The following is a 26,390-nucleotide window of genomic DNA, read 5'->3' as shown; positions in this document are numbered from 1 at the left end:
CAGACGCCTGCATAGTAGGCTGAAAACAGATAAAAGTCGATCACAATGCAATTTGCGTTATGATGCCAATAACATATTAATAACTTTTGCTTAAATTCTTGTGGCCTTGCCACCGTTTAGCCTTCAAAGGAATGTTTCAAAGGAATGAGTAATACTCCCTCGACAGACAAAGTCGTGCCAAAGGTGTTGATCATCTACGCACACCCAGAGCCGCAAACTTCTATTGCCAATCAGATGATGATTAAAAAGATAGAGTCGCTTGGTCATGTCAAAATTCATGATCTCTACGCCATCTACCCAGACTTCTTCATCGATGTGCCTTATGAGCATGAATTACTTCTCGAGTACGATGTGATTGTGTTTCAACATCCTCTGTTTATGTATTCCTGTCCCTCATTATTAAAAGAGTGGTTTGACCGCGTACTGGGTAAAGGTTTTGCGTTTGGTGAACAAAGCGCGCTTAAGGGTAAACACTGGCGTAGCGTTATCACAACCGGTGGTAAAGAAGAGGCGTTTGGTGCTGCAGGCTATAATAAATATCCATTACAAGAGATCTTGCAACCATTCGAACTCACCGCTGCTTTGTGTCAGATGCACTGGATATCACCTTTAGTTCTACATTGGGCAAGAAACGTCTCGGATATGACGCGTTATCAACACGCGGAAGCGTATCGAAACTGGTTGCGAGACCCGCTACAATATATAGGAGCGAATGATGGCTCTGACTAACGATTTTCTACAAAGTAGCGTTATTTTTTTAGCCGCTGCTGTGGTCGCGGTTCCTATCGCGCAGCGAGCTGGCTTAGGCTCAGTACTTGGCTATCTATTAGCTGGCGTAGCGATTGGTCCTTGGGGGCTTGGTTTAATCAGTGATGTCGAAGCGATTCTGCATTTCTCCGAGTTCGGGGTGGTACTGCTGCTCTTTCTCATCGGTTTAGAACTTAACCCTAAAAAGCTGTGGCAGATGAGAGCGCCGATTCTCGGATTGGGTGGCGCACAAGTGTTGATCACTACTCTGATTATTACCGCCATCGCCTGTATGTTCGGATTAACTTGGCAAACCAGCCTGGTAATAGGTATGGGTTTAGCGCTGTCTTCGACCGCTATTGCTTTACGCGTTATTGAAGAGCGAGAACTTGGTGGTAAAGAAGCGGGGCAGTCAGGCTTTGCAGTCTTACTTTTTCAAGATATTGCCGTAATCCCTATGTTGGCGATGCTGCCTTTACTCGCTGGTAATACCGGAGGCAGTTGGGTTGACATGCTGTGGATGCTGGGCGGTGTGATTGGCTTGCTTGTCGGTGGTCACTTCTTATTAAGACCACTATTTCGATATGTAGTGATGAGCGGTGTGCGTGAGTTGTTTACTGTCGCAGCGCTGTTATTGGTGATTGGTATTGCTGTCATCATGCAACAGATTGGTTTGTCGATGGCACTCGGTACTTTCTTAGCGGGCGTACTTCTGGCTGAAAGTGAGTATCGACACGAGTTAGAAATCGCGATTGACCCATTCAAAGGGTTACTGCTTGGTCTGTTCTTTATCTCTGTGGGTATGGCTGTAAACCTCGGTCTACTGGCAGAAAGCCCATTCGCAATACTTATCGCAGTGTCGTCTCTGGTCGTATTGAAAGGTTTGGTGCTGTATGCGCTGGCTCGTATCTTTGGCACTCAAGCTAAAGCACGTAGCCGAATGGCGATGATTCTCAGTCAAGGTGGTGAGTTTGCCTTCGTTATTTTTACCGCTGCGAGTGCACAAGGCATCTTAAGCGTTGACCAAGTGTCGTTTTTACTGGTGGTTGTGAGCCTATCTATGGTGACCACACCATTGATGCTTAAGCTGCAAGACCGATTCTTTGCTCGTCAACTTAATCAAATTAGTGAAAGCGCGATGTCTTCCGATGTGGTTGATCGTAGCCCTCGAGTGATTATTGCGGGCTTTGGTCGTTTCGGTCAGATCATTGGTCGTCTGATGTATGCCAACAAGATTCGTATCACCGTCCTTGAAAGTGATGCCAGCCAAATACATATCCTTAGAAAATTCGGCTACAAGGTATTTTACGGTGACTCAACTCACCTTGAACTGTTACGAGCGGCGGGAGCTGATAAGGCAGAGGCCATTGTGTTGTGTACCGACTCTCCCGATGAAATCATGAAGACAGTCGATTTGTGTAAGCAGCACTTCCCACAGTTAAAGATTTTAGCGCGTGCTCGAAGCCGTGTTGAAGCGTATCAATTACTTAACCACGGTGTGAGTAACTATTCGCGTGAAACCTTCCTTGGGGCATTAGATTTAGGTCGTCAAACATTGACCGAACTTGGCATGCATCCATATAAAGCGAAGCGAGCAGAAGCACACTTTAGGAAATTGGATAATGGTATGCTGAAAGAGTTACTTCCTCAGCATAACGAAGATGCCGAGTTAGCCCAGCGAGCGAAAGAGGCTCGTAAAGAGCTCGAAGAGATTTTTGGGCACGAGATGGAAAACGATCACCAATCTCGAAATTACTGGCAATAGTCTGGAGTCAATAGCTCTTCAGAACTGATAACCCAGATATTATAACCAACAACAATACACCCTAATAATAAACGCGGTCTCTACAGAGTCTTTAACTCAGAGACGAGTAGAAGAACTGCGAATCCAGAGTAGTAAAGGATATGAACGTGAAACAGAAAAAACGCTTTATCGCTGGGGCGAGCTGCCCAAGCTGCAGTACTCAAGACACACTCCGCTGGTGGGTTGAAAATAATATCGAGCTGGTTGAATGCGTCGATTGTGACTTCACCGAGCAGCGTAAACCGAAAACTGTAGAGAAATCTGAACACGCGAATCAAGAAATGATCGGTATTTTTAAGCCAGAATGATTGAGTTTCGTTAATTGATCCCCATAATATCCCGGTACAGAATTTTTCCTAAGCTCAACTTTTCGAGCTTAGTCCAAACCTCCTTGGAGCTCTCATGAAAATTGAAAAGAACGTAGTAGTTAGTGTTGCATATCAAGTGAAACTTGAAGATGGCGTAGTAGTTGATCAATCAACTGCAGAAGCTCCACTAGATTACCTTCACGGTCACAACAACCTAATTACAGGTCTTGAAAAAGAGCTTGAAGGCAAAGTAGCTGGCGACAAGTTCTCAGCAACTGTTACTCCAGAAGACGCATACGGCGATCACAACGATGACCTAGTTCAACGTGTTCCTGCTGACGTGTTCCAAGGTGTTGAGCAAATCGAAGTTGGCATGCGTTTCCTAGCGGATACTGACCAAGGTCCAATCCCAGTTGAAGTTACTGAAGTAGACGGCGACGAAGTTGTTGTTGACGGTAACCACATGCTTGCTGGCCAAACTCTAACGTTTGACGTTGAAGTTGTAGCTGTTCGTGAAGCGACTGAAGAAGAAGTTCAACACGGTCACGTACATCAAGAAGGCGGCTGTGGCAGCCACGGTCACGACCACGATGAAGAGAAAAAAGACGACTGCTGCGGCGGCGGTAGCTGTGGTTCTCACTAATACCGAATTAACGGTTTAGTTTAAGAATATTGAAAGCCTCCCTTGTGGAGGCTTTCTTCGTTTAGGAGCCGAGCTTTTTGAGCGGACTTTTTATCTACCGAACTAAGTGTCCGTAAATCTAAGCGTTCGTAAAAAGTTTGGTTTTCGCTATCAGACATCAAACCATGAATGTGGTATTTATAGCACAACATTATAAGACGACGTCAATGGAGAGTTCGCATGTCACAGCCTTTTTCAATTGCTATTCATGCCGGTGCTGGCACCATCTTACGAGAGCAAATGAGCGATGAATTAAAAACGAGTATTACCGAGGCTTTGGAAAAGTCAGTTTTAGCGGGCTATCAAGTACTGCAATCGGGCGGTGATGCTCTGGATGCGGTGGTGGCATCGGTTAAAGTGATGGAAGACAGCCCACACTTTAATGCCGGTAAAGGTTCGGTTCTGACTCATGATGAATTTGTTGAGATGGATGCTTCTGTTATGCATGGTCGCGAAATGGACGCAGGCGCTATTGCCGGTGTCCGTCATATTAAAAATCCGATAGAGCTGGCACGTGACGTAATGCTTAAAAGCGACCACGTACTGCTGATTGGCGAAGGCGCAGAGAGGTTTGCATTTGAGCATGAGTACACTTTCACCGAGCAGGATTACTTCTTTACTGAGCGTCGTTATGATCAACTTCAGTCAATGAAAGAGAAAGGTATCTTTGCTCTGTCTGAAGCAAAATACGATGAGCAACAAGCACAGAAATACTCTGATGATAAAAAGTACGGCACGGTTGGCGCGGTGGCGTTAGACCAAGCAGGCAATTTAGCGGCCGCAACCAGCACTGGTGGCGTAACCAATAAAAAATACGGCCGTGTGGGGGATTCTCCAATCATTGGAGCAGGCACTGTTGCTGAAAATGGCAACGTGGCCGTATCAACGACAGGTATGGGTGAGTTCTTCCTTAGAAAGATGGTCGCGAGTGATGTAGCAGCACGAATGCGTTATCTCAAAGAAGATGTGCATACCGCTTGTGAACACATCATTCAAGGTGAACTGAAAACCATGGGCGGCGAAGGTGGCCTGATTGCTATCGATGGCCAAGGTGATATTCACTTCGGTATGAACAGTTCAGGAATGTACCGCGCGAGTGTTGATACTAACGGCTGTGTGGAAGTGAAGATTTATGCCGATGACTAAGCTTGTATTGGTTTAACTGACTTTAGTTGTATTAGTTCAGACTAAACAAACAAAAGGGCGACAGATAAGCATCTGTCGCCCTTTTAGTTTTCTATGTCCCGTCCTGAAATGTACTGACACATCGAGGACGAGAGACTAGCTATATGCGTCACTAGAACCCATTCGTTATTTGGAACCGCACTTAATAGTGTGGAGGTGGCGTCTCTTCTGATGCGTCAGCGAGGTTTGAGCCATCCATATTTTTCACTTTACCCACCACGAACTTCATTTGATCTTGCATTCTCGTGATCAACATCTGTTGTTGGCTAAGCGCTTCATTGAGTTCTTCAATGGTTTGTTCTTGGAAAGCCAACTGACATTCTAGGTCATTCACGCGGCTTTCTAGTTGTTCAATTCGCTTTTCTGTCATCGTTCTTCATCCACATTCCAAGCTTGGGCGATGCCCGCAGAGGTGCCCGATATCACACGGTTCTTTTCATCAAAGGCTGCATCATACACTACCGAACGGGGAGGGCGAGCATCTTTTAATGGCTCGGCATCGTGACGAAAAATTCGTTTTCCATCTTGAGTATTCCACACGCTCACTTGGCTTGATGGCGTACCCGTCACTAACATACTGCCGTCGTCAGAAAAGCGAGCACTAGAGAATATCAGCTGTCGAGACCAGCTCTGCAATTGTGCTTGAGGTTCACCTGTTTCTAGATCCCAAATCATCGCTTGGTTGCCGCCATCGGAAGTAAAAGCCAATTCTCCATCCCGTTGTAGTGCAACTCGTACTACTCTTTGTTCATGCTCGAAGGTACGTAACACCAAGCCTGATTCGGTATCCCAAAGGTAAGCTTTGTAGTCGTTACCACCTGATAATGCGTAACGCCCATTCGAAGATAGGGAGACGGAATTAACTTTTTCTCGATGAGCGAGGAACTCCAGACGGCGTCCGGTGACTAAGTCCACATAGATGGCTTTGCCGTTAGACAGGCCAAGTAAGACTTTTTCACCATTGCTGGATATGTCGACATCGCGAATCAAGCCATCGGAAATAGACCAAAGCCCTTCAGCTTGAGTCCAAGACAGGTCCCAAACGGCGAAATTCATCTGACTTGCGGTAATCGCAAAGCGACCATTGTCAGAGATGCGAATTCGCGATATTTGGTTTTCGGATTGGTCCTGTGGGCCGAGTTGAGCGAGCTCTTTGTTTTGGTCTAAGTCCCAGAGCAGTAAGTGTTTTTGCTGAGAGTAGAGTAGAGCGAAGCGTCCATCTCTGCTTAGGGCAAAGCTGGTGGCACCATTGGGTTCAATTTCCCAACGTTGCTCATCATCTTGGAAGAAAAAACATCCATTTAACAAGGTGATGACAATTGCGCATAGCAATGAATGGAAAAATATTTGCATCACGTCTAATAATCCGGTTTTTGTCGAAAGACATATGACTAGTATATTGTTATAACTAACGTATTCACACCAATCTAATCATTAGATTTGTGCACAATAACCAATGGCTTGGCCATTAATTGGAGAATTCAATGAAATCAGTTTTAAAAGTATCACTGCTTGCCGCAACGGTTATGCTAGCAGTTGGTTGTCAGAAAGAAGAACCAAAGGCAGAAGCTCCACAGGTAGAAGAAGTTAAAGTTGCAGCAGTAAACTTTAAAACAGAAAACGACAAAGCGGCATACGCAATCGGTGTATCTTTCGCTAACTACCTAAGCACAAGCATTGATAAGCCAAGCGAGCTAGGCATCAACCTAGACAAAGATATGGTTCTTCAAGGTATCGAAGACGTATTTGCAGAGAAAACTGCACTTAATGAAGAAGAGACGCGCGCTGCACTTGAAGCTCTAGACAAGCGTGTTGCTGAAACAATGCAAACACAAGCGGCAGAGAAATCAGCTGAAGTGAAGACAGCGGGTGATGACTTCCGCGCTGAGTTCGCTAAAACTGAAGGCGTGAAGCAAACTGAATCTGGTCTGCTTTACCAAGTAATGACAGCTGGCGAAGGCGCATCTCCAAAAGACACTGATACGGTTCAAGTACACTACAAAGGTACGCTAACAGACGGTACTCAGTTCGATAGCTCTTACGATCGTGGCGAACCAGCAACATTCCCACTAAACCGCGTAATCCCAGGCTGGACTGAAGGCGTACAACTAATGCAAGTTGGTTCTAAGTACAAATTCGTAATCCCGCCAGAGCTAGCATACGGTGAGCAAGACACACCGACTATCCCAGCTAACTCAACACTAGTATTTGAAGTTGAGCTACTGAAAATCGATAACGCTGAAACAGCTCCTGCTCAGTAATATCGAACGAAAGTATTGAATGAATCTCTCGTATTAAAATACGCGGATTGAATAAAAAGCCTAACGTTGAGTTGGGCTTTTTTTTTGCTTTTTAAGTGAGTATTTGATTTTTAAAGTTGTTCTAAATCACTAGTTACAATGTTAGCTAGGTGTGCAATTAAAATTTTCTGATAAACTTACATAAATTTGTTGATTTTTCACACGAAGGTAAGGAATAAGTGACTACTACAGAAACAGTCAATGCGGATGTGTTACTTGAAATGGAATCAGTCCACGTTATGCCATTCAGTGAACACGATAAAATTATCTTAAGATCTTATGAGGCCGTGGTTGACGGTATTGCGAGTCTTATCGGTCCGTTTTGTGAAATTGTTTTACACTCTTTAGAAGACCTCAATACTTCTGCGATTAAAATTGCCAACGGCGAAAATACAGGTCGTCAGGTTGGTTCGCCGATCACCGATCTTGCATTAAAGATGCTGAAAGATATTGAAGGTTCTAAGCGTAACTTCTCACGTTCATACTTTACTCGTGCGAAAGGCGGAGTATTGATGAAGTCGATCACGGTTGCTATCCGCAATGGTGAAGACCGAGTGATTGGCTTGCTGTGTATTAACGTCAACCTAGATGCGCCATTCTCACAAGTACTGCAATCTTTCATGCCTACACAAGATGCGGACGAAGCTGCATCATCAGTAAACTTTGCCAGTGATGTCGAAGAGCTTGTCGACCAAACGGTTGAGCGCACCATTGAAGAAATCAATGCAGACAAATCAGTATCAAACAATACCAAGAACCGTCAAATCGTGATGGAGCTTTACGACAAAGGTATTTTCGATATTAAAGACGCGATTAACCGTGTGGCTGAGCGATTGAATATCTCGAAGCACACCGTTTACTTATACATCCGTCAACGCAAAACAGAGGATGAAGAGGGTTGTTAAACTACACACTCCTAGTTAATGGGCCGGTTTACGGCTCACAATCCGCAAGAAGTGCTTATCAGTTTGCCGTGGCTCTATTGAAACAGGGCCACAAACTCCACAGTGTGTTCTTCTATCAAGATGGTGTTAGCAATGGCTCTGGCATTACTGTACCTGCTAATGATGAATTTGACTTGGCTTCTGCTTGGCAAAAACTGGCGGATGAGCACAATGTTAGCCTAGAGACATGTGTGGCTGCTGCGTTGAGACGCGGAGTGATCAGCACAGAAGAAGCGACGCAACATCAATTGAGTGCCTCTAATTTGGCGGCTGGGTTTACCCAAGCTGGTTTAGGGAGCTTATCTGAAGCACTTTTAACGCAAGACAGGGTTGTGCAGTTTTGAGTAAATTGGCCTTTGTATTTAACACTTTTCCTCATACGACGGCTGCGGGTAGGGAAGGGCTAGATGCGCTGCTAGCGGCTTCAGCCTATAGTGAAGACATTACCGTATTCTTTGTCGGTGATGGCGTTACACAGCTTCTCAAGGCTCAACAGCCAGATGAATCCCTATCACGTGACTATATTTCTGCATTCAAGCTCATGGACCTCTACGACATCGAGCAGGTTTACGCGTGCCAACATAGCCTCAATCAGTTCGGCCTCTCGACAGCTAACTTACTGATCGAGGTGACTGCGCTAGAAGTGAATGAGTTGACGCAGAAGTTAGCTCAGAGCCAAAAAATACTGACTTTCTAGGGAACGTTATGCTTCATATTGTAAAATCAGTAGACAAACTCAAGCTTGCATTGGCGTACTCGCAACAACAGGATCATATCCTTTTGGTTGAAGATGCGGTGTATGTTTGCCTGCCAAATCATGAGTTATTCAATCAAACCTCAACCGTTGAACATGTGTCGGTATTAAAAACAGATCTCGATAGCCGAGGTTTACAACAACTTGCTTCAAGCACTCTGAATCAAGTGGACTTTGATGGATTCGTCAAACTGACGGTTTTGAACGACAAATCAGTGACTTGGTAGCCGTGTTTTATCAGGATGGTTAAAAAAAGACCATCCTGAGCTCTAGACGGCTAAAAAAGATCTGTATATTTCTTGACACACATCCCACTGCTGAATAGAATTTTGCGTCCCTATTTACACTATGTGTAATAGGGCTAGATTTTTCATCAAGCTTACTTTCAAGTAAATCAGGAGCTAGTTAATGGCAACTATTAACCAGTTGGTACGTACTCCTCGTGTAAAGCAGGTTGTTAAAAGCAACGTGCCTGCACTAGAAGCGTGCCCACAAAAACGTGGTGTATGTACTCGCGTATATACTACTACTCCAAAAAAACCGAACTCAGCACTACGTAAAGTATGTCGTGTTCGTCTAACTAACGGCTTTGAAGTTACTTCATACATCGGCGGCGAAGGTCATAACCTTCAAGAACACAGTGTTGTTCTTATCCGTGGTGGTCGTGTTAAAGATTTACCAGGTGTGCGTTACCACACTGTTCGCGGTGCACTTGACTGTGCAGGCGTTAACGACCGTAAGAAAGGTCGTTCTAAGTATGGTGTGAAACGTCCTAAGTCTTAATGCGTCTTTTTTAAAAAGAAAGCGTTAAGTAAGGCCAAACACTATTTATTTATTATTCTGAAAAGTTTTGGAAAAAACCTGAAGAAGACAACGGAGAAATTCCATGCCACGTCGTCGCGTAATAGGCCAGCGTAAGATCCTTCCAGATCCTAAGTTCAAATCTGAACTGCTGGCAAAATTCGTTAACATCCTTATGGTTGACGGAAAAAAATCTACTGCAGAGAAGATTGTTTACACTGCACTAGAAACTATGGCTGAGAAATCTGGTAAAGATCACTTAGCTGTATTTGAAGAAGCTCTTGAAAATGTTCGCCCAGCGGTAGAAGTTAAATCTCGCCGTGTGGGTGGTTCAACTTACCAAGTACCTGTAGAAGTTCGTCCGGTTCGCCGTAACGCTCTTGCTATGCGTTGGGTAGTTGAAGCTGCGCGTAAGCGTGGTGAAAAATCTATGGCTCAACGCCTAGCTGCTGAAATGCTAGACGCGTCTGAGAACAAAGGTACTGCGGTTAAGAAACGTGAAGACGTTCACCGCATGGCTGACGCAAACAAAGCGTTCGCACATTACCGCTGGTAATACCTTTTCAGTGCTGCAAGGTTCCTTGCAGCACTTCTTTAGTTCCTATGCTTATGCTAGGAACTATTGCTATTTCTAGGACAAAGCTTTTTAGCGAAACATCGCTTTTAACGCATAATCTAGACATAGCAATAGTCCCTAAGTCTCTAATAAGAGGATTCAACCGTGGCTCGTAAAACTCCTATTGAGCAGTACCGTAATATCGGTATCGTTGCTCACGTAGATGCAGGTAAAACAACCACAAGTGAACGTATTCTGTTCTATACCGGTCTTTCTCACAAAATCGGCGAAGTTCACGATGGTGCAGCAACCATGGACTGGATGGAGCAAGAGCAAGAGCGCGGTATTACGATCACTTCAGCAGCAACCACTACGTTTTGGCGTGGTATGGAAGCTCAGTATCCTGACCACCGCATCAACATCATCGACACTCCTGGACACGTTGACTTCACTATCGAAGTAGAACGTTCTCTGCGTGTACTTGATGGTGCAGTTGTTGTTTTCTGTGGCTCATCTGGTGTTGAACCTCAGTCAGAGACAGTATGGCGTCAAGCTGATAAATACCAAGTTCCGCGTATGGTTTTCGTTAATAAAATGGACCGTACTGGCGCAGATTTCTTGCGCGTAGTTGAACAGATTAAGGACCGCCTAGGTGCGACTCCTGTGCCTATTCAACTTAACATCGGTGCTGAAGAAAACTTCCAGGGTGTTGTCGATCTTATCAAGATGAAGGCAATCAACTGGAACGAAGCTGACCAAGGCATGACTTTTACGTACGAAGACATTCCAGCTGACATGCAAGAAATGGCTGAAGAATATCGTATAGAACTTGTTGAAGCTGCTGCAGAAGCAAATGAAGAACTGATGGATAAGTACCTTGAAGAAGGTGAATTGACAGAAGCTGAAATTAAACAAGGTCTTCGCACTCGTACCCTTAACAATGAAATCGTACTTGCAACTTGCGGTAGTGCTTTCAAAAACAAAGGCGTACAAGCTGTTCTAGACGCAGTTGTTGATTTCCTTCCTTCTCCAGTCGATGTACCTGCAATTAAGGGTATCGATGACGACGAGAATGAAATTGAGCGTCACGCGGACGACAAAGAACCGTTCTCAGCGCTAGCATTTAAAATTGCAACAGACCCATTTGTTGGTACTTTAACTTTCATCCGTGTTTACTCTGGTGTTGTTGAAAGCGGTAAAACAGCTTACAACTCTGTGAAGAAACAACGTGAACGTTTAGGGCGCATTGTTCAAATGCACTCAAACAAACGTGAAGAAGTAAAAGAAGTACGAGCAGGTGACATCGCAGCCATTATCGGCCTTAAAGATGTGACTACTGGTGAAACTCTATGTGACCAGAACCATAAAATTATTCTTGAACGAATGGAATTCCCAGACCCAGTTATTCAGATCGTTGTAGAGCCTCGCTCTCAAGCCGATCAAGATAAAATGACTATCGCGTTAGGTAAGTTAGCGGCAGAAGATCCATCGTTCCGTGTTGAAACGGATGACGAAACTGGCCAGACACTAATCTCTGGTATGGGTGAACTGCACTTAGATATCATCGTTGACCGCATGAAGCGTGAATTCAGTGTGAACTGCAACGTTGGTAATCCGCAAGTTGCTTATCGTGAAACCATTCGTGGTACAGCGAAAGCTGAAGGTAAATTTATCCGCGAACATGGTGGTAAAGGACAGTACGGCCACGTGTGGCTAAAACTGGAACCATCAGAAGCCGGTGAAGGCTTTGTCTTCGTAGATGAAATTGCCAATGGTATCGTACCAAAAGAGTTCATTACTTCTGTCGCTAAAGGCGTTGAAGAGCAAATGAACAATGGTGTATTAGCGGGCTATCCAGTTTTGGATATCAAAGCTACACTATATGATGGTTCTTACCATGAAGTAGATTCAAGTGAGATGGCGTTTACAATCGCTGCCTCTATGGCTTTCAGAACGGGTGCACTAGAAGCGCAACCAGTTTTGCTTGAGCCTATGATGAAAGTTGAAGTAACTACTCCAGAAGACTGGATGGGTGACGTTGTTGGCGATATTAACCGTCGTCGCGGCATCATCGAAGGTATGGACGAGGGGACAGCTGGCCTGAAGATAATTCGTGCACAAGTTCCGTTGTCTGTCATGTTCGGTTACGCAACTGATTTGCGTTCTGCGACACAAGGTCGTGCTTCTTACTCTATGGAGTTTAGTGAGTACGCTGAAGTGCCAAAAAATGTTGCTAATGCAATCATTGCAGAGCGTGGTTAAACAAAAGGGATGCATTTTTTTCATTTTTTGAAAGATCAATGCGTCCAAATATTGCGCTAACGAGAGTTGGCGCATAAAATAGCAATTTCTGGCGCGTCTCGCTCAATAATGAACGTGGCGAATCATAACTAGGAAGGAACACGATTGTGTCTAAAGAAAAATTTGAACGTACGAAACCGCACGTAAACGTTGGTACTATCGGCCACGTTGACCACGGTAAAACAACTCTAACTGCTGCTATCTGTACTACACTTGCAAAAGTGTACGGCGGTGTTGCTAAAGATTTCGCATCTATCGATAACGCTCCAGAAGAGCGCGAGCGCGGTATCACAATCGCAACTTCTCACGTTGAGTACGATACTCCTGAACGTCACTACGCACACGTAGACTGTCCTGGACACGCCGATTATGTTAAAAACATGATCACTGGTGCTGCTCAAATGGACGGCGGTATCCTAGTTGTTGCTGCTACAGATGGCCCTATGCCACAAACTCGTGAGCACATCCTACTTGGTCGTCAAGTTGGTATCCCTTACATCATCGTATTCATGAACAAATGTGACATGGTTGATGACGAAGAGCTACTTGAGCTAGTAGAAATGGAAGTTCGTGAACTTCTTTCTGAGTACGAGTACCCAGGAGACGACCTTCCAGTAATTCAAGGTTCTGCACTTGGCGCTCTAAACGGCGAAAAGCAGTGGGAAGACAAGATCGTTGAGCTTGCAGAAGCACTAGATTCTTACATTCCACTTCCAGAGCGTGCTGTTGATCTACCGTTCCTACTTCCTATTGAAGATGTATTCTCAATCCAAGGTCGTGGTACTGTAGTTACTGGTCGTATCGAGCGCGGTATCCTACGTGTAGGTGACGAAGTAGAAATCGTTGGTATCAAAGAAACTACTCTTACTACTTGTACTGGTGTTGAAATGTTCCGTAAGCTGCTTGACGAAGGTCGTGCAGGTGAGAACGTTGGTGCACTTCTACGTGGTACTAAGCGTGATGACGTTGAACGTGGCCAAGTACTTTCTGCTAAAGGTTCAATCAACCCACACACTAAGTTTGAGTCTGAAGTATACGTACTTTCTAAAGACGAAGGCGGCCGTCACACTCCTTTCTTCAAGGGTTACCGTCCACAGTTCTACTTCCGTACAACTGACGTAACAGGCGATATCACTCTACCTGAAGGCGTAGAAATGGTAATGCCAGGTGACAACGTTCAAATGACTGTCGAGCTAATCGCTCCAATCGCAATGGACGAAGGTCTACGTTTCGCAATCCGCGAAGGTGGCCGTACAGTTGGTGCTGGTGTTGTAGCTAAAATCTTCGCTTAATCGCGAATTGATTTTGCACATTCTTCATTAGAAGAACGGCAGTGAAAAAGGGAAGCTTCGGCTTCCCTTTTATTTTTCTAATCTCTTTTGTTTCTTCAATTCCCCAGCGTTCCCCCGTTCTTTGCTATTCGACTTGCGTCATTCAACTATCGTCGATTACCGCCATCAAATATATTTCGATTATTTTTCCAACGACACTTGCATAGCAAAATGTGATCTGTATAATGCATCGCACTGGCTAACGCCGGTTTGTGAACCAATGAGCACTGAGGAGTAGGTCTTACCTAGTAATGTATACTCAGCTTATGTTCGCGGTTAATAAAAATAGTAAGCCTTGTGTTTACTTCAAAAGTTAACTGACAATGCGTCCTGATTTTGGATGCTACGGTTTCACATAAATCAATCGGCATTCTCTCGTTATTTCGAGCTTGAGTGGCGATATTGTTTGTGTAATTTTTAATAATTGGAGCTCTGTCTCATGCAGAACCAACGTATTCGTATCCGCCTTAAAGCGTTTGATTACAAGTTAATCGATGCTTCAACTGCGGAAATCGTTGAAACAGCAAAACGTACTGGCGCACAGGTTCGTGGTCCTATTCCACTTCCTACTCGTAAAGAGCGTTTCACTGTTCTTACCTCTCCACACGTCAACAAAGATGCACGCGACCAGTACGAAATTCGTACTCACAAGCGTTTGATCGACATCGTTGAGCCAACAGATAAAACTGTTGATGCTCTAATGCGTCTTGATCTTGCAGCTGGCGTTGATGTTCAAATCAGCCTAGGTTAAGGGAGATAAGAATAATGATTGGTCTAGTCGGACGTAAAGTGGGTATGACCCGCGTATTTACCGAAGAAGGCGTTTCTATCCCAGTAACTGTTGTTGAGGTTGAAGCGAACCGTATTTCTCAAGTTAAAACTCTTGAGACAGACGGCTACGCAGCAATCCAAGTAACTACTGGTGCTAAGAAAGCTAACCGTGTAACTAAACCTGAAGCTGGTCACTTCGCGAAAGCGGGTGTTGAAGCAGGTCGCGGTCTTTGGGAATTCCGTTTAGAAAACGGCGAAGAGTTTGAAGTTGGCGCTGAGCTAAACGTAGAACTTTTCAACGAAATTAAAAAAGTAGACGTTACTGGTACATCTAAAGGTAAAGGCTTCCAAGGCGCTATCAAGCGTTGGAACTTCTCTACTCAAGATATGACTCACGGTAACTCTTTGTCTCACCGCGCACCGGGTTCAATTGGCCAATGTCAAACTCCAGGCCGCGTGTTTAAAGGCAAGAAAATGGCAGGTCACATGGGTGCTGAGCGTGTAACGACTCAAAACCTAGAGATCGTACGTGTTGACGCTGAGCGCAATCTACTCCTTATTAAAGGTGCAGTACCAGGCTCAACAGGCGGTAACGTGATCGTAAAACCTGCTGTTAAAGCATAACGTCTAGGAGTAAGTAATGGAATTGATGGTTAAAGGTGCTGATGCACTAACTGTTTCCGAGACTACTTTCGGACGTGACTTTAACGAAGCTCTAGTACATCAAGTAGTTGTTGCGTATGCAGCAGGTGCTCGTCAAGGTACTCGTGCTCAAAAGACTCGTTCTGAAGTATCAGGCGGCGGTGCTAAGCCATGGCGCCAAAAAGGTACTGGCCGTGCACGTGCTGGTACAATTCGTAGCCCAATCTGGCGTACAGGTGGTGTTACTTTTGCTGCGAAACCACAAGATCACAGCCAAAAAGTTAACAAGAAAATGTACCGCGGTGCTATGAAAAGCATTCTTTCTGAGTTGATTCGTCAAGAGCGTCTAATCGTTGTTGATAACTTCTCTGTAGAAGCACCAAAAACAAAAGAACTTTTAGCTAAGCTTAATGAGCTTCAGCTTAACGACGTTCTGATTGTAACTGGCGAAGTAGATGAAAATCTATTCTTAGCTGCTCGTAACCTGTACAAAGTTGACGCACGTGACGTTGCTGGTATTGATCCAGTATCTCTAATTGCATTCGACAAGGTTCTAATGACTGCTGACGCAGTTAAGCAAGTTGAGGAGATGCTAGCATGATCACTGAAGAACGTATCTTAAAAGTTCTACGTGCTCCGCACATCTCTGAAAAAGCAACTATGGCGGCTGAGAAAGCGAACACTATCGTTTTCAAAGTAGCTAAAGATGCAACTAAGAAAGAGATCAAAGCAGCTGTAGAAAAGCTATTTGAAGTTGAAGTTAAGTCAGTAAATACTCTTGTACAAAAGGGTAAGACCAAACGTCAAGGTATGCGTGAAGGCCGTCGTTCAGACGTGAAAAAAGCCTACGTTACTTTGAAAGAAGGTCAAGATCTTGACTTCGTTGGCGGCGCGGAATAACAGGAGTAGTAAAAATGGCTATTGTTAAATGTAAGCCGACTTCCCCTGGTCGTCGTCACGTCGTTAAAGTTGTTAACGCTGACCTGCACAAGGGTAAGCCATACGCACCACTTCTAGAGAAAAACTCTAAGAACGGTGGTCGTAACAACAACGGTCGTATCACAGTACGTCACATCGGTGGTGGTCATAAGCACCATTACCGTTTGATTGACTTCAAACGTACTAAAGACGGTATCCCAGCGAAAGTTGAGCGTTTAGAATACGATCCAAACCGTAGTGCTAACATCGCTCTAGTTCTGTACGCAGACGGTGAGCGTCGTTACATCATTGCACCTAAAGGTGTTAACGCAGGTGACCAGATTCAATCTGGTTCTGATGCGCCAATCAAAGCAGGTAACACTCTGCCGATGCGCAACATCCCAGTAGGTTCTACTGTACACTGTGTTGAACTTAAGCCTGGTAAAGGTGCTCAACTAGCTCGTTCGGCTGGTGCATATGTACAAATCATCGCTCGCGATGGTGCATACGTAACTATCCGTCTACGTTCTGGTGAGATGCGCAAAGTACTTTCTGAAGGTCGTGCAACGATCGGTGAAGTTGGTAACTCTGAGCATATGCTACGTGAACTTGGTAAAGCTGGTGCTTCACGCTGGCGCGGCGTACGTCCAACCGTACGTGGTGTAGTAATGAACCCGGTGGATCACCCACATGGTGGTGGTGAAGGCCGCACATCTGGTGGTCGTCACCCAGTTTCTCCTTGGGGCGTTCCTACTAAGGGCTTCAAGACTCGTAAGAATAAACGCACTGACAAGTACATCGTACGTCGTCGTAATAAATAATCTATAAAGAGGAATCGCCATGCCACGTTCTCTCAAGAAAGGTCCTTTTATTGACCTACACTTGCTGAAGAAGGTAGAGAAAGCGGTGGAAAGCGGAGACAAAAAGCCTATTAAGACTTGGTCCCGTCGCTCAATGATCATCCCAACAATGATTGGTTTGACCATCGCTGTCCATAATGGTCGTCAGCACGTTCCAGTTTTCGTTACCGAAGAAATGATCGGTCACAAACTGGGCGAATTTGCACCAACTCGTACTTATCGCGGTCATGCTGCAGATAAGAAAGCTAAGAAGAAATAAGGAGTAGATGATGGAAGCTTTAGCTAAACATAACTTTGCTCGTATTTCTCCACAGAAAGCTCGCTTAGTTGCAGACCAAATTCGCGGTAAGTCGGTAGACCAGGCTCTAGAAATTCTAACTTTCAGCAACAAAAAAGCTGCTGTACTAGTTAAGAAAGTTCTTGAGTCAGCTATCGCTAACGCGGAACATAACGAAGGTGCAGATATCGACGATCTAAATGTCGCTAAAATCTTCGTAGATGAGGGCCCTATCATGAAGCGCATTATGCCTCGTGCTAAAGGTCGTGCGGATCGTATCTTGAAGCGTTCAAGCCACATCACTATTGTTGTAGCAGATCGCTAAAGACTAGGAGATTAAGCAATGGGTCAGAAAGTACATCCTAATGGTATTCGTCTTGGCATCGTTAAGCCTTGGAATGCTACATGGTTTGCTAATACCAACGAATTCGCTGACAACCTAGACGGCGACTTCAAGGTACGTCAGTTCCTTACTAAGGAACTACAAAAAGCATCATTATCTCGTATCGTTATCGAGCGTCCAGCTAAGAGCATCCGTGTGACTATTCACACTGCTCGCCCTGGCGTTGTTATCGGTAAGAAAGGTGAAGACGTAGAGAAACTACGTGCAGCTGTAGCTAAAATCGCAGGTGTACCAGCGCAGATTAACATCGCTGAAGTACGTAAACCTGAGTTAGATGGTCAGCTTGTAGCTGATAGCATCGCGTCTCAACTAGAGCGTCGTGTTATGTTCCGTCGTGCAATGAAGCGTGCGGTACAAAATGCTATGCGTCTAGGCGCTAAAGGCATCAAAGTACAAGTAGGCGGCCGTCTTGGCGGCGCTGAAATCGCACGTTCAGAGTGGTACCGTGAAGGCCGTGTGCCTCTACACACTCTACGTGCAGACATTGATTACGCAACTTCTTCGGCTCACACTCAATACGGTGTGATCGGCATTAAAGTTTGGATCTTCAAAGGTGAGATTCTAGGCGGTATGCCAGCTGCTAACGCAGTAGAGCCTAAAGGCGATAAGCCTAAGAAGCAGCGTAAAGGCCGTAAGTAAGGAGTCGAACGATGCTACAACCAAAACGTACTAAGTTCCGCAAGGTTATGACTGGTCGTAACCGTGGTCTAGCTAAAGGTACTGAAGTGAGCTTCGGCGAATTCGGTCTTAAAGCTGTTGGCCGTGGTCGTCTGACTGCACGTCAAATCGAAGCGGCACGTCGTGCTATGACACGTCACATTAAGCGTCAAGGTCAAATCTGGATCCGTGTGTTCCCAGACAAACCGATTACTGAAAAGCCTCTTGAAGTTCGTCAAGGTAAAGGTAAAGGTTCAGTTGCGTACTGGGTTGCTCAAATCCAACCAGGCAAAGTTATGTACGAGATGAATGGCGTACCTGAAGAGTTGGCACGTGAAGCGTTCCGCCTAGCGGCACGTAAACTGCCTGTTAAAACTACTTTTGTAACTAAGCAGGTGATGTGATGAAAGCACAAGATCTACGCGAAAAGAACGTTGAAGAGCTTAACGCTGAGCTATTGAATTTGTTACGTGAACAGTTTAACTTGCGCATGCAAGCTGCAACTGGTCAACTACAGCAAACTCATACTCTAAAAGCTGTACGCCGTGACATCGCACGTGTGAAAACTGTTTTGACTGAAAAGGCAGGCGCATAATGAGCGAAACTAACCGCATCCAGCAAGGCCGTGTAGTAAGTGACAAGATGGACAAGTCTATCGTTGTTGCTATTGAGCGTACTGTAAAACACCCTATTTACGGTAAGTTCATCAAACGCACGACTAAAGTACACGCACACGACGAAGACAACACTTGTGGCCTAGGCGACAAAGTTGAAATCGCTGAGTGTCGTCCTCTGTCTAAGACTAAGTCTTGGACATTGGTTAAAGTTCTAGAAAAAGCGAAGATTTAATCTTTGTAATTCTATGACTTAAAGCGGCTCCAAATAATTTTTTGGAGCCGCTTGTTTTTTGTCTACCCAATTTAAAAAAAGGGTGGTACAATTCGCGTCCCTTTTAAAGAGGCAGCCCGACCCGAGAGGGTCTAGTTTTAATATTTAGCGGAGCACTAACAATGATCCAGATGCAAAGTACACTTGACGCAGCAGATAACTCTGGCGCGCGCAAGGTAATGTGTATTAAGGTTCTGGGTGGCTCTCACCGCCGTTATGCACATATCGGTGACGTCATCAAGGTTACAGTGAAGGAAGCGATTCCTCGCGGTAAAGTAAAGAAAGGTGATGTTCTGAAGGCGGTAGTAGTGCGCACCCGTAAAGGCGTTCGTCGCCCAGACGGTTCTGTCATTCGCTTCGACAGTAATGCTTGTGTATTGTTAAATGACACTACTGAGCAACCAGTCGGCACACGTATCTTTGGTCCTGTGACTCGTGAACTTCGTAACGCGAAATTCATGAAGATTGTATCACTAGCACCTGAAGTTCTGTAAGGAGCGGCAACATGGCAGCTAAAATCCGTCGTAATGACGAAGTAATCATTCTTGCTGGTAAAGATAAAGGCAAGAAAGGTAAAGTAACTAAGGTTCTGACAACTGGTAAAGTTGTTGTTGAAGGCATCAATCTTGTTAAAAAACACCAAAAGCCGGTTCCGGCTCTAGGTCAACAAGGTGGCATCGTTGAACAAGAAGCAGCTATTGATGCTTCTAACGTTGCAGTTTTTAACACGGCTACTGGTAAAGCAGACCGTATCGGTTTCCGTATCGAAGATGGTAAGAAAGTTCGTTTCTTCAAATCTAACGGCGAAACTGTTTCTAACTAATTAGAAGTAATTTGGAGTTCTACTATGGCGAAACTGCATGATTACTACAAGTCGTCTGTAGTCGCTGAGCTTACCAAAGAGTTCAGCTACACAAGCGTCATGCAAGTCCCTAGGATTGAGAAAATCACCCTAAATATGGGCGTTGGTGAAGCAATCAACGATAAGAAACTGCTAGAAAACGCAGCAGCTGATATGGCAACGATCTCTGGTCAAAAGCCACTTATCACTAAAGCGCGTAAATCTGTAGCTGGTTTCAAGATTCGTGAAGGCTACCCAATCGGTTGTAAAGTAACCTTGCGTGGTGAGCGCATGTGGGAATTTTTAGAGCGTTTAATCTCTATCGCACTTCCACGTGTACGTGATTTCCGTGGTGTTAGCGCTAAGTCTTTTGACGGACGCGGTAACTACAGCATGGGCGTTCGCGAGCAAATCATCTTTCCGGAAATCGACTACGATAAAGTCGATCGTGTCCGCGGTCTTGATATTACTATCACGACATCTGCGGGATCCGATGAGGAAGGCCGAGCTCTGCTGGCTGCCTTTAACTTCCCATTCCGTAAGTAAGGGTAGGGTTACTGTTATGGCTAAACAATCAATGAAAGCACGTGAAGCTAAACGTGCAAAACTAGTAGTTAAGTTCGCTGAAAAGCGTTCTGCGCTAAAAGTTATCATTAGCGATGTAAACGCATCTGAAGAAGATCGTTGGAATGCGGTTCTTAAACTGCAATCTCTTCCACGTGATTCAAGTGCATCACGTCAGCGCAACCGTTGCAACCAAACTGGTCGTCCACACGGTTACCTACGTAAATTCGGTCTAAGCCGTATTAAGGTTCGCGAAGCTTGCATGAAAGGCGAGATTCCGGGTCTTCGTAAGGCTAGCTGGTAATTGCCACTTAATCATTTGGAGTAAATCTTATGAGCATGCAAGATCCGATTTCGGATATGCTGACCCGCGTTCGCAACGGTCAGGCAGCAAACAAAGTTGCTGTAAAAATGCCTTCTTCAAAGCTTAAAGTTGCAATTGCTGCATTACTTAAAGCTGAAGGTTACATCGTAGACTTCGCTGTTGACGGCGAAGCAAAACCTGAGCTAGAAGTTACTCTTAAGTACTTTCAAGCTAAACCTGTAATCGAGCAAATCAAGCGTGTATCACGTCCTGGTCTAAGAGTTTATAAGAATAAAGACTCTTTACCTACAGTGATGGGTGGTCTTGGTATTGCAGTTGTTTCTACTTCCAAGGGTCTGATGTCTGACCGTGCTGCTCGTAAAGCAGGTCTTGGCGGTGAAATCATCTGTTACGTAGCTTAAGGAGTAGATTATGTCTCGTGTTGCTAAAGCACCTGTCGCTATTCCAGCTGGCGTAGAGGTGAAACTAAACGGCCAAGAAGTTACTGTAAAAGGTAGCAAAGGTGAGCTTACTCGCGTTCTTAACAGCGCCGTAGTTATTGCACAGGAAGAAACCAACCTTACTTTCGGTCCGAAAGAAGGTGTTACTAACGCATGGGCACAAGCTGGTACAGCTCGCGCTCTAGTTAATAACATGGTTGTGGGTGTTACTGAGGGCTTCACTAAGAAGCTAACTCTTAAGGGTGTTGGTTACCGTGCTGCTATGAAAGGCAATACTGTAGCTCTAACTCTTGGTTTTTCTCACCCAGTAGAGCACGCTCTACCTGAAGGTATTAAAGCTGAGTGCCCTAGCCAAACTGAGATCATCATTACCGGTTGCGATAAGCAAGTAGTAGGTCAAGTTGCGGCTGACATTCGTTCTTACCGTGCTCCTGAGCCTTACAAAGGCAAAGGTGTTCGTTACGCAGATGAAAATGTGCGTACTAAAGAAGCTAAGAAGAAGTAAGGTATCACTATGGATAAGAAAGCATCTCGCATCCGTCGTGCTACACGTGCACGTCGTAAGATTGCAGAACTTGGCGCAACTCGCTTGGTAGTACACCGTACTCCTCGCCATGTTTACGCTCAAGTTATCTCGGCAAACGGCTCTGAGGTTATCGCAGCTGCTTCTACTGTAGAAAAAGCGATCCGTGAGCAAGTTAAGAACACTAGTAACGTTGATGCAGCTAAAGCAGTTGGTAAAGCTGTTGCTGAGCGCGCTCTTGAAAAAGGCGTAGCTACAGTTGCATTTGATCGTTCTGGTTTCCAATACCACGGTCGAGTAGCGGCGCTAGCAGACTCTGCTCGCGAAGCTGGTCTGAAATTCTAAGGTAGGGTTGGAAGATGGCTAAAGAACAACAACAAGCTAATGATTTGCAAGAAAAGCTGATCGCTGTTAACCGTGTATCTAAGACGGTTAAAGGTGGTCGAATCATGAGCTTCACTGCACTAACAGTAGTTGGTGACGGTAATGGTCGCGTAGGTTTCGGTTACGGCAAAGCTCGTGAAGTACCTGCTGCGATTCAAAAAGCAATGGAAAAAGCGCGTCGTAACATGGTTACTGTTGCGCTTAACGAAGGCACTCTTCACCACCCGGTGAAAGGTCGTCATTCGGGCTCTAAAGTTTACATGCAGCCAGCTGCTGAAGGTACAGGTGTTATTGCCGGTGGTGCAATGCGTGCCGTACTTGAAGTTGCAGGCGTACATAACGTACTTTCTAAAGCATACGGTTCAACGAACCCAATCAACGTTGTTCGCGCAACGATTGGTGCTCTAGTAGACGTTAAGTCACCAGAAATGGTTGCTGCTAAACGTGGTCTAACTGTTGAATCTATTTCGGAGTAAGAACACGATGGCAACTATTAAAGTAACTCAAACTAAAAGCTCAATTGGTCGCCTACCTAAGCACAAAGCGTGTCTTAAAGGTCTAGGTCTTCGTCGCATCAACCATACAGTAGAACTTGAAGATACACCGTGCGTACGCGGTATGATCAACAAGGTTTACTACATGGTTAAGATTGAGGAGTAATCAGAATGCGTTTGAATACTCTATCACCGGCTGCTGGCTCTAAACCTTCTAAGAAGCGTGTAGGTCGTGGTATCGGTTCTGGCCTTGGTAAAACAGGTGGCCGCGGTCACAAAGGTCAAAAGTCACGTTCTGGCGGCTCTGTTCGTCCAGGTTTTGAAGGCGGTCAAATGCCTCTAAAACAACGTCTACCTAAATTCGGTTTCACTTCTCGTAAGAGTCTAGTGTCTGCTGAAGTTCGTCTAGCTGAGCTAGCGAAAGTAACAGGTGACGTAGTTGATCTTAACAGCCTTAAAGCTGCTAACGTTATCACTAAGAACATCGAGTTTGTTAAGATCGTTCTTTCTGGTGACCTAAGCAAAGCTGTGACTGTTAAAGGTCTACGCGTGACTAAAGGCGCTAAAGCTGCAATCGAAGCTGCAGGCGGTAAAATCGAGGAATAATCTCGAGGAACGAGGTACAGATGGCTAAGAAACCAGGAAAAGATTTTCGCAGTGCTCAGAGCGGCTTAAGTGAATTAAAGTCGCGCTTGTTATTCGTAATTGGTGCACTTTTAGTATTCCGAGCCGGCTCTTTTGTGCCGATCCCTGGTATTGACGCAGCTGTACTTGCCGATTTGTTCGATCAGCAAAAAGGTACCATCGTAGAAATGTTTAACATGTTCTCCGGTGGTGCTCTTGAGCGTGCATCTATATTAGCATTGGGTATCATGCCGTACATTTCGGCATCGATCGTAGTCCAATTGCTAACTGTAGTTCATCCAGCGTTAGCGGAACTCAAGAAAGAGGGTGAAGCAGGCCGTCGTAAGATAAGCCAATATACACGCTACGGCACGCTTGTACTTGCAACATTCCAAGCTATTGGTATCGCAACAGGCTTACCAAACATGGTCGACAATCTGGTTGTTATCAACCAAACCATGTTTACGCTTATTGCTACCGTGAGTTTAGTAACTGGTACCATGTTTTTGATGTGGTTAGGTGAACAAATCACTGAGCGAGGAATCGGTAATGGTATTTCCATTCTGATTTTTGCAGGTATTGTTGCTGGATTGCCTTCTGCAATCGGTCAAACAATCGAGCAAGCGCGTCAAGGTGAATTGCATGTGCTTCTTCTGTTGTTTATCGCGGTATTGTCTTTTGCTGTAATTTACTTCGTGGTTTTCATGGAGCGTGGTCAACGTCGTATCGTTGTTAACTATGCGAAGCGTCAACAAGGTCGTAAAGTGTTTGCAGCACAAAGTTCTCACTTGCCACTTAAGATTAATATGGCAGGTGTTATACCAGCGATTTTTGCATCAAGTATTATTTTGTTCCCAGGAACATTAGCGCAATGGTTCGGTCAAAATGGTGAAAGCAGCGCGTTCGGTTGGTTAACTGACGTGTCATTAGCTCTTAGCCCAGGTCAACCTTTGTATGTAATGCTTTATGCAGCAGCTATAATCTTCTTCTGTTTCTTCTATACAGCGTTGGTGTTTAACCCACGTGAAACAGCTGATAATTTGAAGAAGTCTGGTGCATTCGTACCCGGTATCCGCCCAGGTGAGCAGACAGCGAAATATATCGATAAAGTGATGACTAGGCTAACCCTAGCGGGCGCTCTATACATTACTTTTATATGTCTGATTCCTGAGTTCATGATGGTCGCGTGGAACGTTCGTTTCTACTTTGGCGGCACATCCCTACTAATCGTAGTGGTTGTTATCATGGATTTCATGGCACAGGTACAGACTCATCTGATGTCACAACAGTATGATTCTGTGTTAAAGAAAGCGAATCTTAAAGGTTACGGCCGTTAATCCGGTTGTAGCATTTAGATTCCATTACGGAGTTTAGCAATGAAAGTTCGTGCTTCCGTTAAAAAAATCTGCCGTAACTGTAAAGTTATCAAGCGTAACGGTGTCGTTCGCGTGATTTGCAGTGAGCCAAAGCATAAGCAACGCCAAGGCTAATTAGCAGAAATTTTTACTTGAAATACAAGGTAGAGTCGAGTATATTCCTCGGCCTACCTTTTGCGTGCAAAAGAAGTAGTATGCCGCAGCGTATCCATCACGGGCTTTGCTGCGGATAATTCTTTTATGAACCCCTTAGGAGTGAATAATGGCCCGTATAGCCGGCATTAACATTCCTGATCACAAGCATTCTGTAATTGCACTTACTGCAATCTACGGTATCGGTAAAACTCGCTCTCAAGCTATTCTAGCTGAAGTGGGTATTGCTGAAAATGCTAAGATCAGTGAACTAACTGAAGAGCAGATCGATCAACTGCGTGATGGTGTAGCTAAGTACACTGTAGAAGGTGATCTACGTCGTGAAGTATCGATGAACATCAAGCGTCTTATGGACCTTGGCTGTTACCGCGGTCTTCGTCATCGTCGCAGTCTACCACTACGTGGACAGCGTACTAAAACCAACGCTCGCACCCGTAAGGGTCCGCGCAAGCCGATCAAGAAATAGTCGGATAAGGTAGAGTACAATGGCAAAACAACCAACTCGCGCGCGTAAGCGCGTACGCAAGCAAGTAGCTGATGGCGTAGCGCACATCCATGCTTCTTTCAACAACACAATCGTAACTATCACTGACCGTCAAGGCAACGCTCTTGCATGGGCTACAGCTGGTGGTTCAGGTTTCCGTGGTTCTCGTAAATCTACTCCGTTCGCAGCACAAGTTGCAGCTGAGCGTTGTGGTGAAATGGCTAAAGAATATGGCCTAAAGAACTTGGAAGTTATGGTTAAGGGTCCAGGTCCAGGTCGCGAATCTACTGTTCGTGCACTGAACGCTGCTGGTTTCCGTATCACTAACATTGTTGATGCGACACCAATCCCTCATAACGGTTGTCGTCCACCTAAGAAACGTCGCGTTTAAGTTTCGTTTCTAGGAATATTGGAGAAAGATCATGGCAAGATATTTGGGTCCTAAGCTGAAGCTTAGCCGTCGCGAAGGTACTGACTTATTCCTTAAGTCTGGTGTCCGTGCGATCGATACCAAGTGTAAAATTGATAACGCACCAGGTGTACACGGCGCTCGTCGCGGTCGTCTATCTGAGTATGGCGTTCAGCTTCGTGAGAAGCAAAAGGTTCGTCGTATTTACGGCGTTCTAGAAAAACAATTCCGCAACTACTACAAAGAAGCTGCACGTCTTAAAGGCAACACAGGTGCAAACCTGCTTCAGCTTCTTGAAGGTCGTCTTGATAACGTAGTTTACCGTATGGGCTTTGGCGCTACTCGTGCTGAATCTCGTCAACTAGTTAGCCACAAGTCTATTCTAGTTAACGGTAAAGTTGTAAACGTTCCTTCTTTCAAAGTAGCGGCAAACGACGTTGTTTCTATCCGCGAGAAAGCTAAACAGCAATCTCGTATTAAAGCGGCTCTAGAAGTTGCTGAACAACGTGAAAAGCCAACTTGGATTGAAGTAGATGCTAGCAAGATGGAAGGTACATTCAAGCGTATGCCTGAGCGTTCTGACCTATCAGCTGACATCAATGAACACTTGATCGTCGAACTTTACTCTAAGTAAGGTTAAAAAA

42 protein-coding genes are annotated in these 26,390 nt (G+C 45.0%); 40 read left to right on the top strand and 2 right to left on the bottom strand.

All coding sequences use genetic code 11. The features are described from left to right. Window positions 1-144 precede the first annotated feature (144 nt). The 5 genes from kefG to ACMAZD_RS15980 all read left to right on the top strand — a co-directional run bounded on the left by kefG (window position 145) and on the right by ACMAZD_RS15980 (window position 4,687). Window positions 145-729 (top strand): glutathione-regulated potassium-efflux system ancillary protein KefG, encoded by a 585-nt coding sequence (kefG, locus tag ACMAZD_RS16000; RefSeq protein WP_435247912.1) that lies wholly within the window; start codon window positions 145-147, stop codon window positions 727-729. After that, window positions 716-2,512, top strand: a complete 1,797-nt coding sequence (kefB, locus tag ACMAZD_RS15995; RefSeq protein ID WP_435247911.1) for a glutathione-regulated potassium-efflux system protein KefB — start codon at window positions 716-718, stop codon at window positions 2,510-2,512. The genes kefG and kefB overlap by 14 nt, the downstream gene beginning before the upstream one ends. 146 nt (window positions 2,513-2,658) lie before the next feature. After that, window positions 2,659-2,859: a YheV family putative zinc ribbon protein gene (locus ACMAZD_RS15990; RefSeq protein WP_020477226.1), complete on the top strand. Its 201-nt coding sequence runs from the start codon at window positions 2,659-2,661 to the stop codon at window positions 2,857-2,859. A 94-nt stretch (window positions 2,860-2,953) separates the two neighbouring features. Next, the gene (gene slyD, locus ACMAZD_RS15985) at window positions 2,954-3,502 is read left to right on the top strand and encodes a peptidylprolyl isomerase (protein WP_435247910.1); all 549 of its coding nucleotides are present in this window, start codon (window positions 2,954-2,956) and stop codon (window positions 3,500-3,502) included. A 219-nt stretch (window positions 3,503-3,721) separates the two neighbouring features. Further along, window positions 3,722-4,687: an isoaspartyl peptidase/L-asparaginase family protein gene (locus tag ACMAZD_RS15980; protein ID WP_435247909.1), complete on the top strand. Its 966-nt coding sequence runs from the start codon at window positions 3,722-3,724 to the stop codon at window positions 4,685-4,687. Window positions 4,688-4,868: 181 nt separating this feature from the next. Here the strand turns inward: ACMAZD_RS15980 and ACMAZD_RS15975 are convergent, their stop codons facing one another. Then, a complete protein-coding gene (locus ACMAZD_RS15975; RefSeq protein ID WP_004729640.1) occupies window positions 4,869-5,096 on the bottom strand; it encodes a SlyX family protein in 228 nt (75 codons plus the stop codon). Continuing rightward, window positions 5,093-6,079 (bottom strand): WD40 repeat domain-containing protein, encoded by a 987-nt coding sequence (locus tag ACMAZD_RS15970; protein WP_435249393.1) that lies wholly within the window; start codon window positions 6,077-6,079, stop codon window positions 5,093-5,095. Before ACMAZD_RS15970 ends, ACMAZD_RS15975 begins: the two co-directional genes overlap by 4 nt. Window positions 6,080-6,210: 131 nt before the next feature. Between ACMAZD_RS15970 and fkpA the strand changes: the two genes are divergently transcribed. The 35 genes from fkpA (at window position 6,211) to rpsD (ending at window position 26,380) form a co-directional block, all read left to right on the top strand. Beyond that, complete coding sequence (fkpA, locus tag ACMAZD_RS15965; RefSeq protein ID WP_435247908.1) at window positions 6,211-6,987, top strand: FKBP-type peptidyl-prolyl cis-trans isomerase; 777 nt, start codon at window positions 6,211-6,213, stop codon at window positions 6,985-6,987. Between the two features lie 218 nt (window positions 6,988-7,205). Next, window positions 7,206-7,931, top strand: coding sequence for a helix-turn-helix transcriptional regulator (locus ACMAZD_RS15960; protein WP_004729851.1), 726 nt, complete (start codon window positions 7,206-7,208; stop codon window positions 7,929-7,931). Next, on the top strand, window positions 7,925-8,314 hold the full coding sequence (gene tusD, locus ACMAZD_RS15955; protein ID WP_435247907.1) for a sulfurtransferase complex subunit TusD: 390 nt from the start codon (window positions 7,925-7,927) through the stop codon (window positions 8,312-8,314). The genes ACMAZD_RS15960 and tusD overlap by 7 nt, the downstream gene beginning before the upstream one ends. Further along, window positions 8,311-8,667 (top strand): sulfurtransferase complex subunit TusC, encoded by a 357-nt coding sequence (gene tusC, locus ACMAZD_RS15950; protein ID WP_435247906.1) that lies wholly within the window; start codon window positions 8,311-8,313, stop codon window positions 8,665-8,667. The genes tusD and tusC overlap by 4 nt, the downstream gene beginning before the upstream one ends. Window positions 8,668-8,675: 8 nt before the next feature. Further along, entirely contained in the window at window positions 8,676-8,951 is a 276-nt protein-coding gene (tusB, locus tag ACMAZD_RS15945; RefSeq protein ID WP_435247905.1) for a sulfurtransferase complex subunit TusB, read from the top strand. Window positions 8,952-9,132: 181 nt separating this feature from the next. Then, entirely contained in the window at window positions 9,133-9,507 is a 375-nt protein-coding gene (rpsL, locus tag ACMAZD_RS15940) for a 30S ribosomal protein S12 (RefSeq protein WP_012604917.1), read from the top strand. 103 nt (window positions 9,508-9,610) lie between these two features. Next, complete coding sequence (gene rpsG / locus ACMAZD_RS15935) at window positions 9,611-10,081, top strand: 30S ribosomal protein S7 (RefSeq protein ID WP_017073678.1); 471 nt, start codon at window positions 9,611-9,613, stop codon at window positions 10,079-10,081. Window positions 10,082-10,246: 165 nt separating this feature from the next. Next, window positions 10,247-12,343 carry an elongation factor G gene (gene fusA, locus ACMAZD_RS15930; RefSeq protein ID WP_435247904.1) on the top strand — a complete coding sequence of 699 codons (2,097 nt, stop codon included), beginning with the start codon at window positions 10,247-10,249 and terminating at the stop codon, window positions 12,341-12,343. 146 nt (window positions 12,344-12,489) lie between these two features. Next, on the top strand, window positions 12,490-13,674 hold the full coding sequence (gene tuf / locus ACMAZD_RS15925) for an elongation factor Tu (RefSeq protein WP_012604914.1): 1,185 nt from the start codon (window positions 12,490-12,492) through the stop codon (window positions 13,672-13,674). A gap of 478 nt (window positions 13,675-14,152) precedes the next feature. Further along, complete coding sequence (rpsJ, locus tag ACMAZD_RS15920) at window positions 14,153-14,464, top strand: 30S ribosomal protein S10 (RefSeq protein ID WP_004736761.1); 312 nt, start codon at window positions 14,153-14,155, stop codon at window positions 14,462-14,464. A gap of 14 nt (window positions 14,465-14,478) precedes the next feature. Further along, a complete protein-coding gene (rplC, locus tag ACMAZD_RS15915) occupies window positions 14,479-15,108 on the top strand; it encodes a 50S ribosomal protein L3 (RefSeq protein WP_004736763.1) in 630 nt (209 codons plus the stop codon). 16 nt (window positions 15,109-15,124) lie between these two features. Further along, window positions 15,125-15,727 (top strand): 50S ribosomal protein L4, encoded by a 603-nt coding sequence (gene rplD / locus ACMAZD_RS15910; protein WP_017104673.1) that lies wholly within the window; start codon window positions 15,125-15,127, stop codon window positions 15,725-15,727. Further along, on the top strand, window positions 15,724-16,026 hold the full coding sequence (gene rplW / locus ACMAZD_RS15905) for a 50S ribosomal protein L23 (protein ID WP_004738802.1): 303 nt from the start codon (window positions 15,724-15,726) through the stop codon (window positions 16,024-16,026). Before rplD ends, rplW begins: the two co-directional genes overlap by 4 nt. Window positions 16,027-16,040: 14 nt before the next feature. Further along, on the top strand, window positions 16,041-16,865 hold the full coding sequence (rplB, locus tag ACMAZD_RS15900; protein WP_017104674.1) for a 50S ribosomal protein L2: 825 nt from the start codon (window positions 16,041-16,043) through the stop codon (window positions 16,863-16,865). 19 nt (window positions 16,866-16,884) lie between these two features. After that, window positions 16,885-17,163 (top strand): 30S ribosomal protein S19, encoded by a 279-nt coding sequence (rpsS, locus tag ACMAZD_RS15895; RefSeq protein ID WP_004736729.1) that lies wholly within the window; start codon window positions 16,885-16,887, stop codon window positions 17,161-17,163. 10 nt (window positions 17,164-17,173) lie between these two features. After that, on the top strand, window positions 17,174-17,506 hold the full coding sequence (gene rplV, locus ACMAZD_RS15890) for a 50S ribosomal protein L22 (RefSeq protein ID WP_004736732.1): 333 nt from the start codon (window positions 17,174-17,176) through the stop codon (window positions 17,504-17,506). Between the two features lie 18 nt (window positions 17,507-17,524). Beyond that, complete coding sequence (gene rpsC, locus ACMAZD_RS15885) at window positions 17,525-18,223, top strand: 30S ribosomal protein S3 (protein ID WP_004736734.1); 699 nt, start codon at window positions 17,525-17,527, stop codon at window positions 18,221-18,223. 11 nt (window positions 18,224-18,234) lie between these two features. After that, the gene (gene rplP / locus ACMAZD_RS15880; RefSeq protein ID WP_004736736.1) at window positions 18,235-18,645 is read left to right on the top strand and encodes a 50S ribosomal protein L16; all 411 of its coding nucleotides are present in this window, start codon (window positions 18,235-18,237) and stop codon (window positions 18,643-18,645) included. Beyond that, window positions 18,645-18,836 carry a 50S ribosomal protein L29 gene (gene rpmC, locus ACMAZD_RS15875; RefSeq protein ID WP_004736737.1) on the top strand — a complete coding sequence of 64 codons (192 nt, stop codon included), beginning with the start codon at window positions 18,645-18,647 and terminating at the stop codon, window positions 18,834-18,836. Before rplP ends, rpmC begins: the two co-directional genes overlap by 1 nt. Beyond that, window positions 18,836-19,090: a 30S ribosomal protein S17 gene (rpsQ, locus tag ACMAZD_RS15870; RefSeq protein ID WP_004736739.1), complete on the top strand. Its 255-nt coding sequence runs from the start codon at window positions 18,836-18,838 to the stop codon at window positions 19,088-19,090. Before rpmC ends, rpsQ begins: the two co-directional genes overlap by 1 nt. 161 nt (window positions 19,091-19,251) lie before the next feature. Then, the gene (gene rplN / locus ACMAZD_RS15865) at window positions 19,252-19,623 is read left to right on the top strand and encodes a 50S ribosomal protein L14 (RefSeq protein WP_004736740.1); all 372 of its coding nucleotides are present in this window, start codon (window positions 19,252-19,254) and stop codon (window positions 19,621-19,623) included. A gap of 11 nt (window positions 19,624-19,634) precedes the next feature. Beyond that, the gene (rplX, locus tag ACMAZD_RS15860) at window positions 19,635-19,952 is read left to right on the top strand and encodes a 50S ribosomal protein L24 (protein WP_017108547.1); all 318 of its coding nucleotides are present in this window, start codon (window positions 19,635-19,637) and stop codon (window positions 19,950-19,952) included. A gap of 24 nt (window positions 19,953-19,976) precedes the next feature. Further along, a complete protein-coding gene (gene rplE / locus ACMAZD_RS15855) occupies window positions 19,977-20,516 on the top strand; it encodes a 50S ribosomal protein L5 (RefSeq protein ID WP_004738790.1) in 540 nt (179 codons plus the stop codon). A gap of 16 nt (window positions 20,517-20,532) precedes the next feature. Beyond that, window positions 20,533-20,838, top strand: coding sequence for a 30S ribosomal protein S14 (gene rpsN / locus ACMAZD_RS15850; RefSeq protein WP_004736747.1), 306 nt, complete (start codon window positions 20,533-20,535; stop codon window positions 20,836-20,838). 29 nt (window positions 20,839-20,867) lie between these two features. Next, a complete protein-coding gene (gene rpsH, locus ACMAZD_RS15845; protein WP_017104676.1) occupies window positions 20,868-21,260 on the top strand; it encodes a 30S ribosomal protein S8 in 393 nt (130 codons plus the stop codon). Window positions 21,261-21,270: 10 nt separating this feature from the next. Then, window positions 21,271-21,804, top strand: a complete 534-nt coding sequence (rplF, locus tag ACMAZD_RS15840) for a 50S ribosomal protein L6 (protein WP_017104677.1) — start codon at window positions 21,271-21,273, stop codon at window positions 21,802-21,804. A 9-nt stretch (window positions 21,805-21,813) separates the two neighbouring features. Continuing rightward, window positions 21,814-22,167 carry a 50S ribosomal protein L18 gene (gene rplR, locus ACMAZD_RS15835; protein ID WP_004736752.1) on the top strand — a complete coding sequence of 118 codons (354 nt, stop codon included), beginning with the start codon at window positions 21,814-21,816 and terminating at the stop codon, window positions 22,165-22,167. A gap of 14 nt (window positions 22,168-22,181) precedes the next feature. After that, window positions 22,182-22,682 (top strand): 30S ribosomal protein S5, encoded by a 501-nt coding sequence (rpsE, locus tag ACMAZD_RS15830; RefSeq protein WP_004736754.1) that lies wholly within the window; start codon window positions 22,182-22,184, stop codon window positions 22,680-22,682. A gap of 7 nt (window positions 22,683-22,689) precedes the next feature. Beyond that, complete coding sequence (gene rpmD / locus ACMAZD_RS15825; protein ID WP_004736756.1) at window positions 22,690-22,866, top strand: 50S ribosomal protein L30; 177 nt, start codon at window positions 22,690-22,692, stop codon at window positions 22,864-22,866. 5 nt (window positions 22,867-22,871) lie between these two features. After that, a complete protein-coding gene (gene rplO / locus ACMAZD_RS15820) occupies window positions 22,872-23,306 on the top strand; it encodes a 50S ribosomal protein L15 (protein ID WP_004736758.1) in 435 nt (144 codons plus the stop codon). 20 nt (window positions 23,307-23,326) lie between these two features. Then, window positions 23,327-24,661 (top strand): preprotein translocase subunit SecY, encoded by a 1,335-nt coding sequence (secY, locus tag ACMAZD_RS15815; protein ID WP_004736759.1) that lies wholly within the window; start codon window positions 23,327-23,329, stop codon window positions 24,659-24,661. 39 nt (window positions 24,662-24,700) lie between these two features. Continuing rightward, on the top strand, window positions 24,701-24,814 hold the full coding sequence (rpmJ, locus tag ACMAZD_RS15810; protein WP_000868186.1) for a 50S ribosomal protein L36: 114 nt from the start codon (window positions 24,701-24,703) through the stop codon (window positions 24,812-24,814). Between the two features lie 148 nt (window positions 24,815-24,962). Beyond that, window positions 24,963-25,319, top strand: coding sequence for a 30S ribosomal protein S13 (rpsM, locus tag ACMAZD_RS15805; RefSeq protein WP_017029081.1), 357 nt, complete (start codon window positions 24,963-24,965; stop codon window positions 25,317-25,319). A gap of 19 nt (window positions 25,320-25,338) precedes the next feature. Continuing rightward, a complete protein-coding gene (gene rpsK / locus ACMAZD_RS15800; protein ID WP_004738778.1) occupies window positions 25,339-25,728 on the top strand; it encodes a 30S ribosomal protein S11 in 390 nt (129 codons plus the stop codon). A gap of 31 nt (window positions 25,729-25,759) precedes the next feature. Next, complete coding sequence (rpsD, locus tag ACMAZD_RS15795; RefSeq protein ID WP_017076303.1) at window positions 25,760-26,380, top strand: 30S ribosomal protein S4; 621 nt, start codon at window positions 25,760-25,762, stop codon at window positions 26,378-26,380. Window positions 26,381-26,390: the final 10 nt, after the last annotated feature.

Origin of the sequence: Vibrio sp. nBUS_14 (genome assembly GCF_051201655.1) — a bacterium.
Taxonomy (GTDB): domain Bacteria; phylum Pseudomonadota; class Gammaproteobacteria; order Enterobacterales; family Vibrionaceae; genus Vibrio.
The sequence above is the reverse complement of the archived record's forward strand: the minus strand, read 5'-3'. Positions and strand labels throughout refer to the sequence as shown.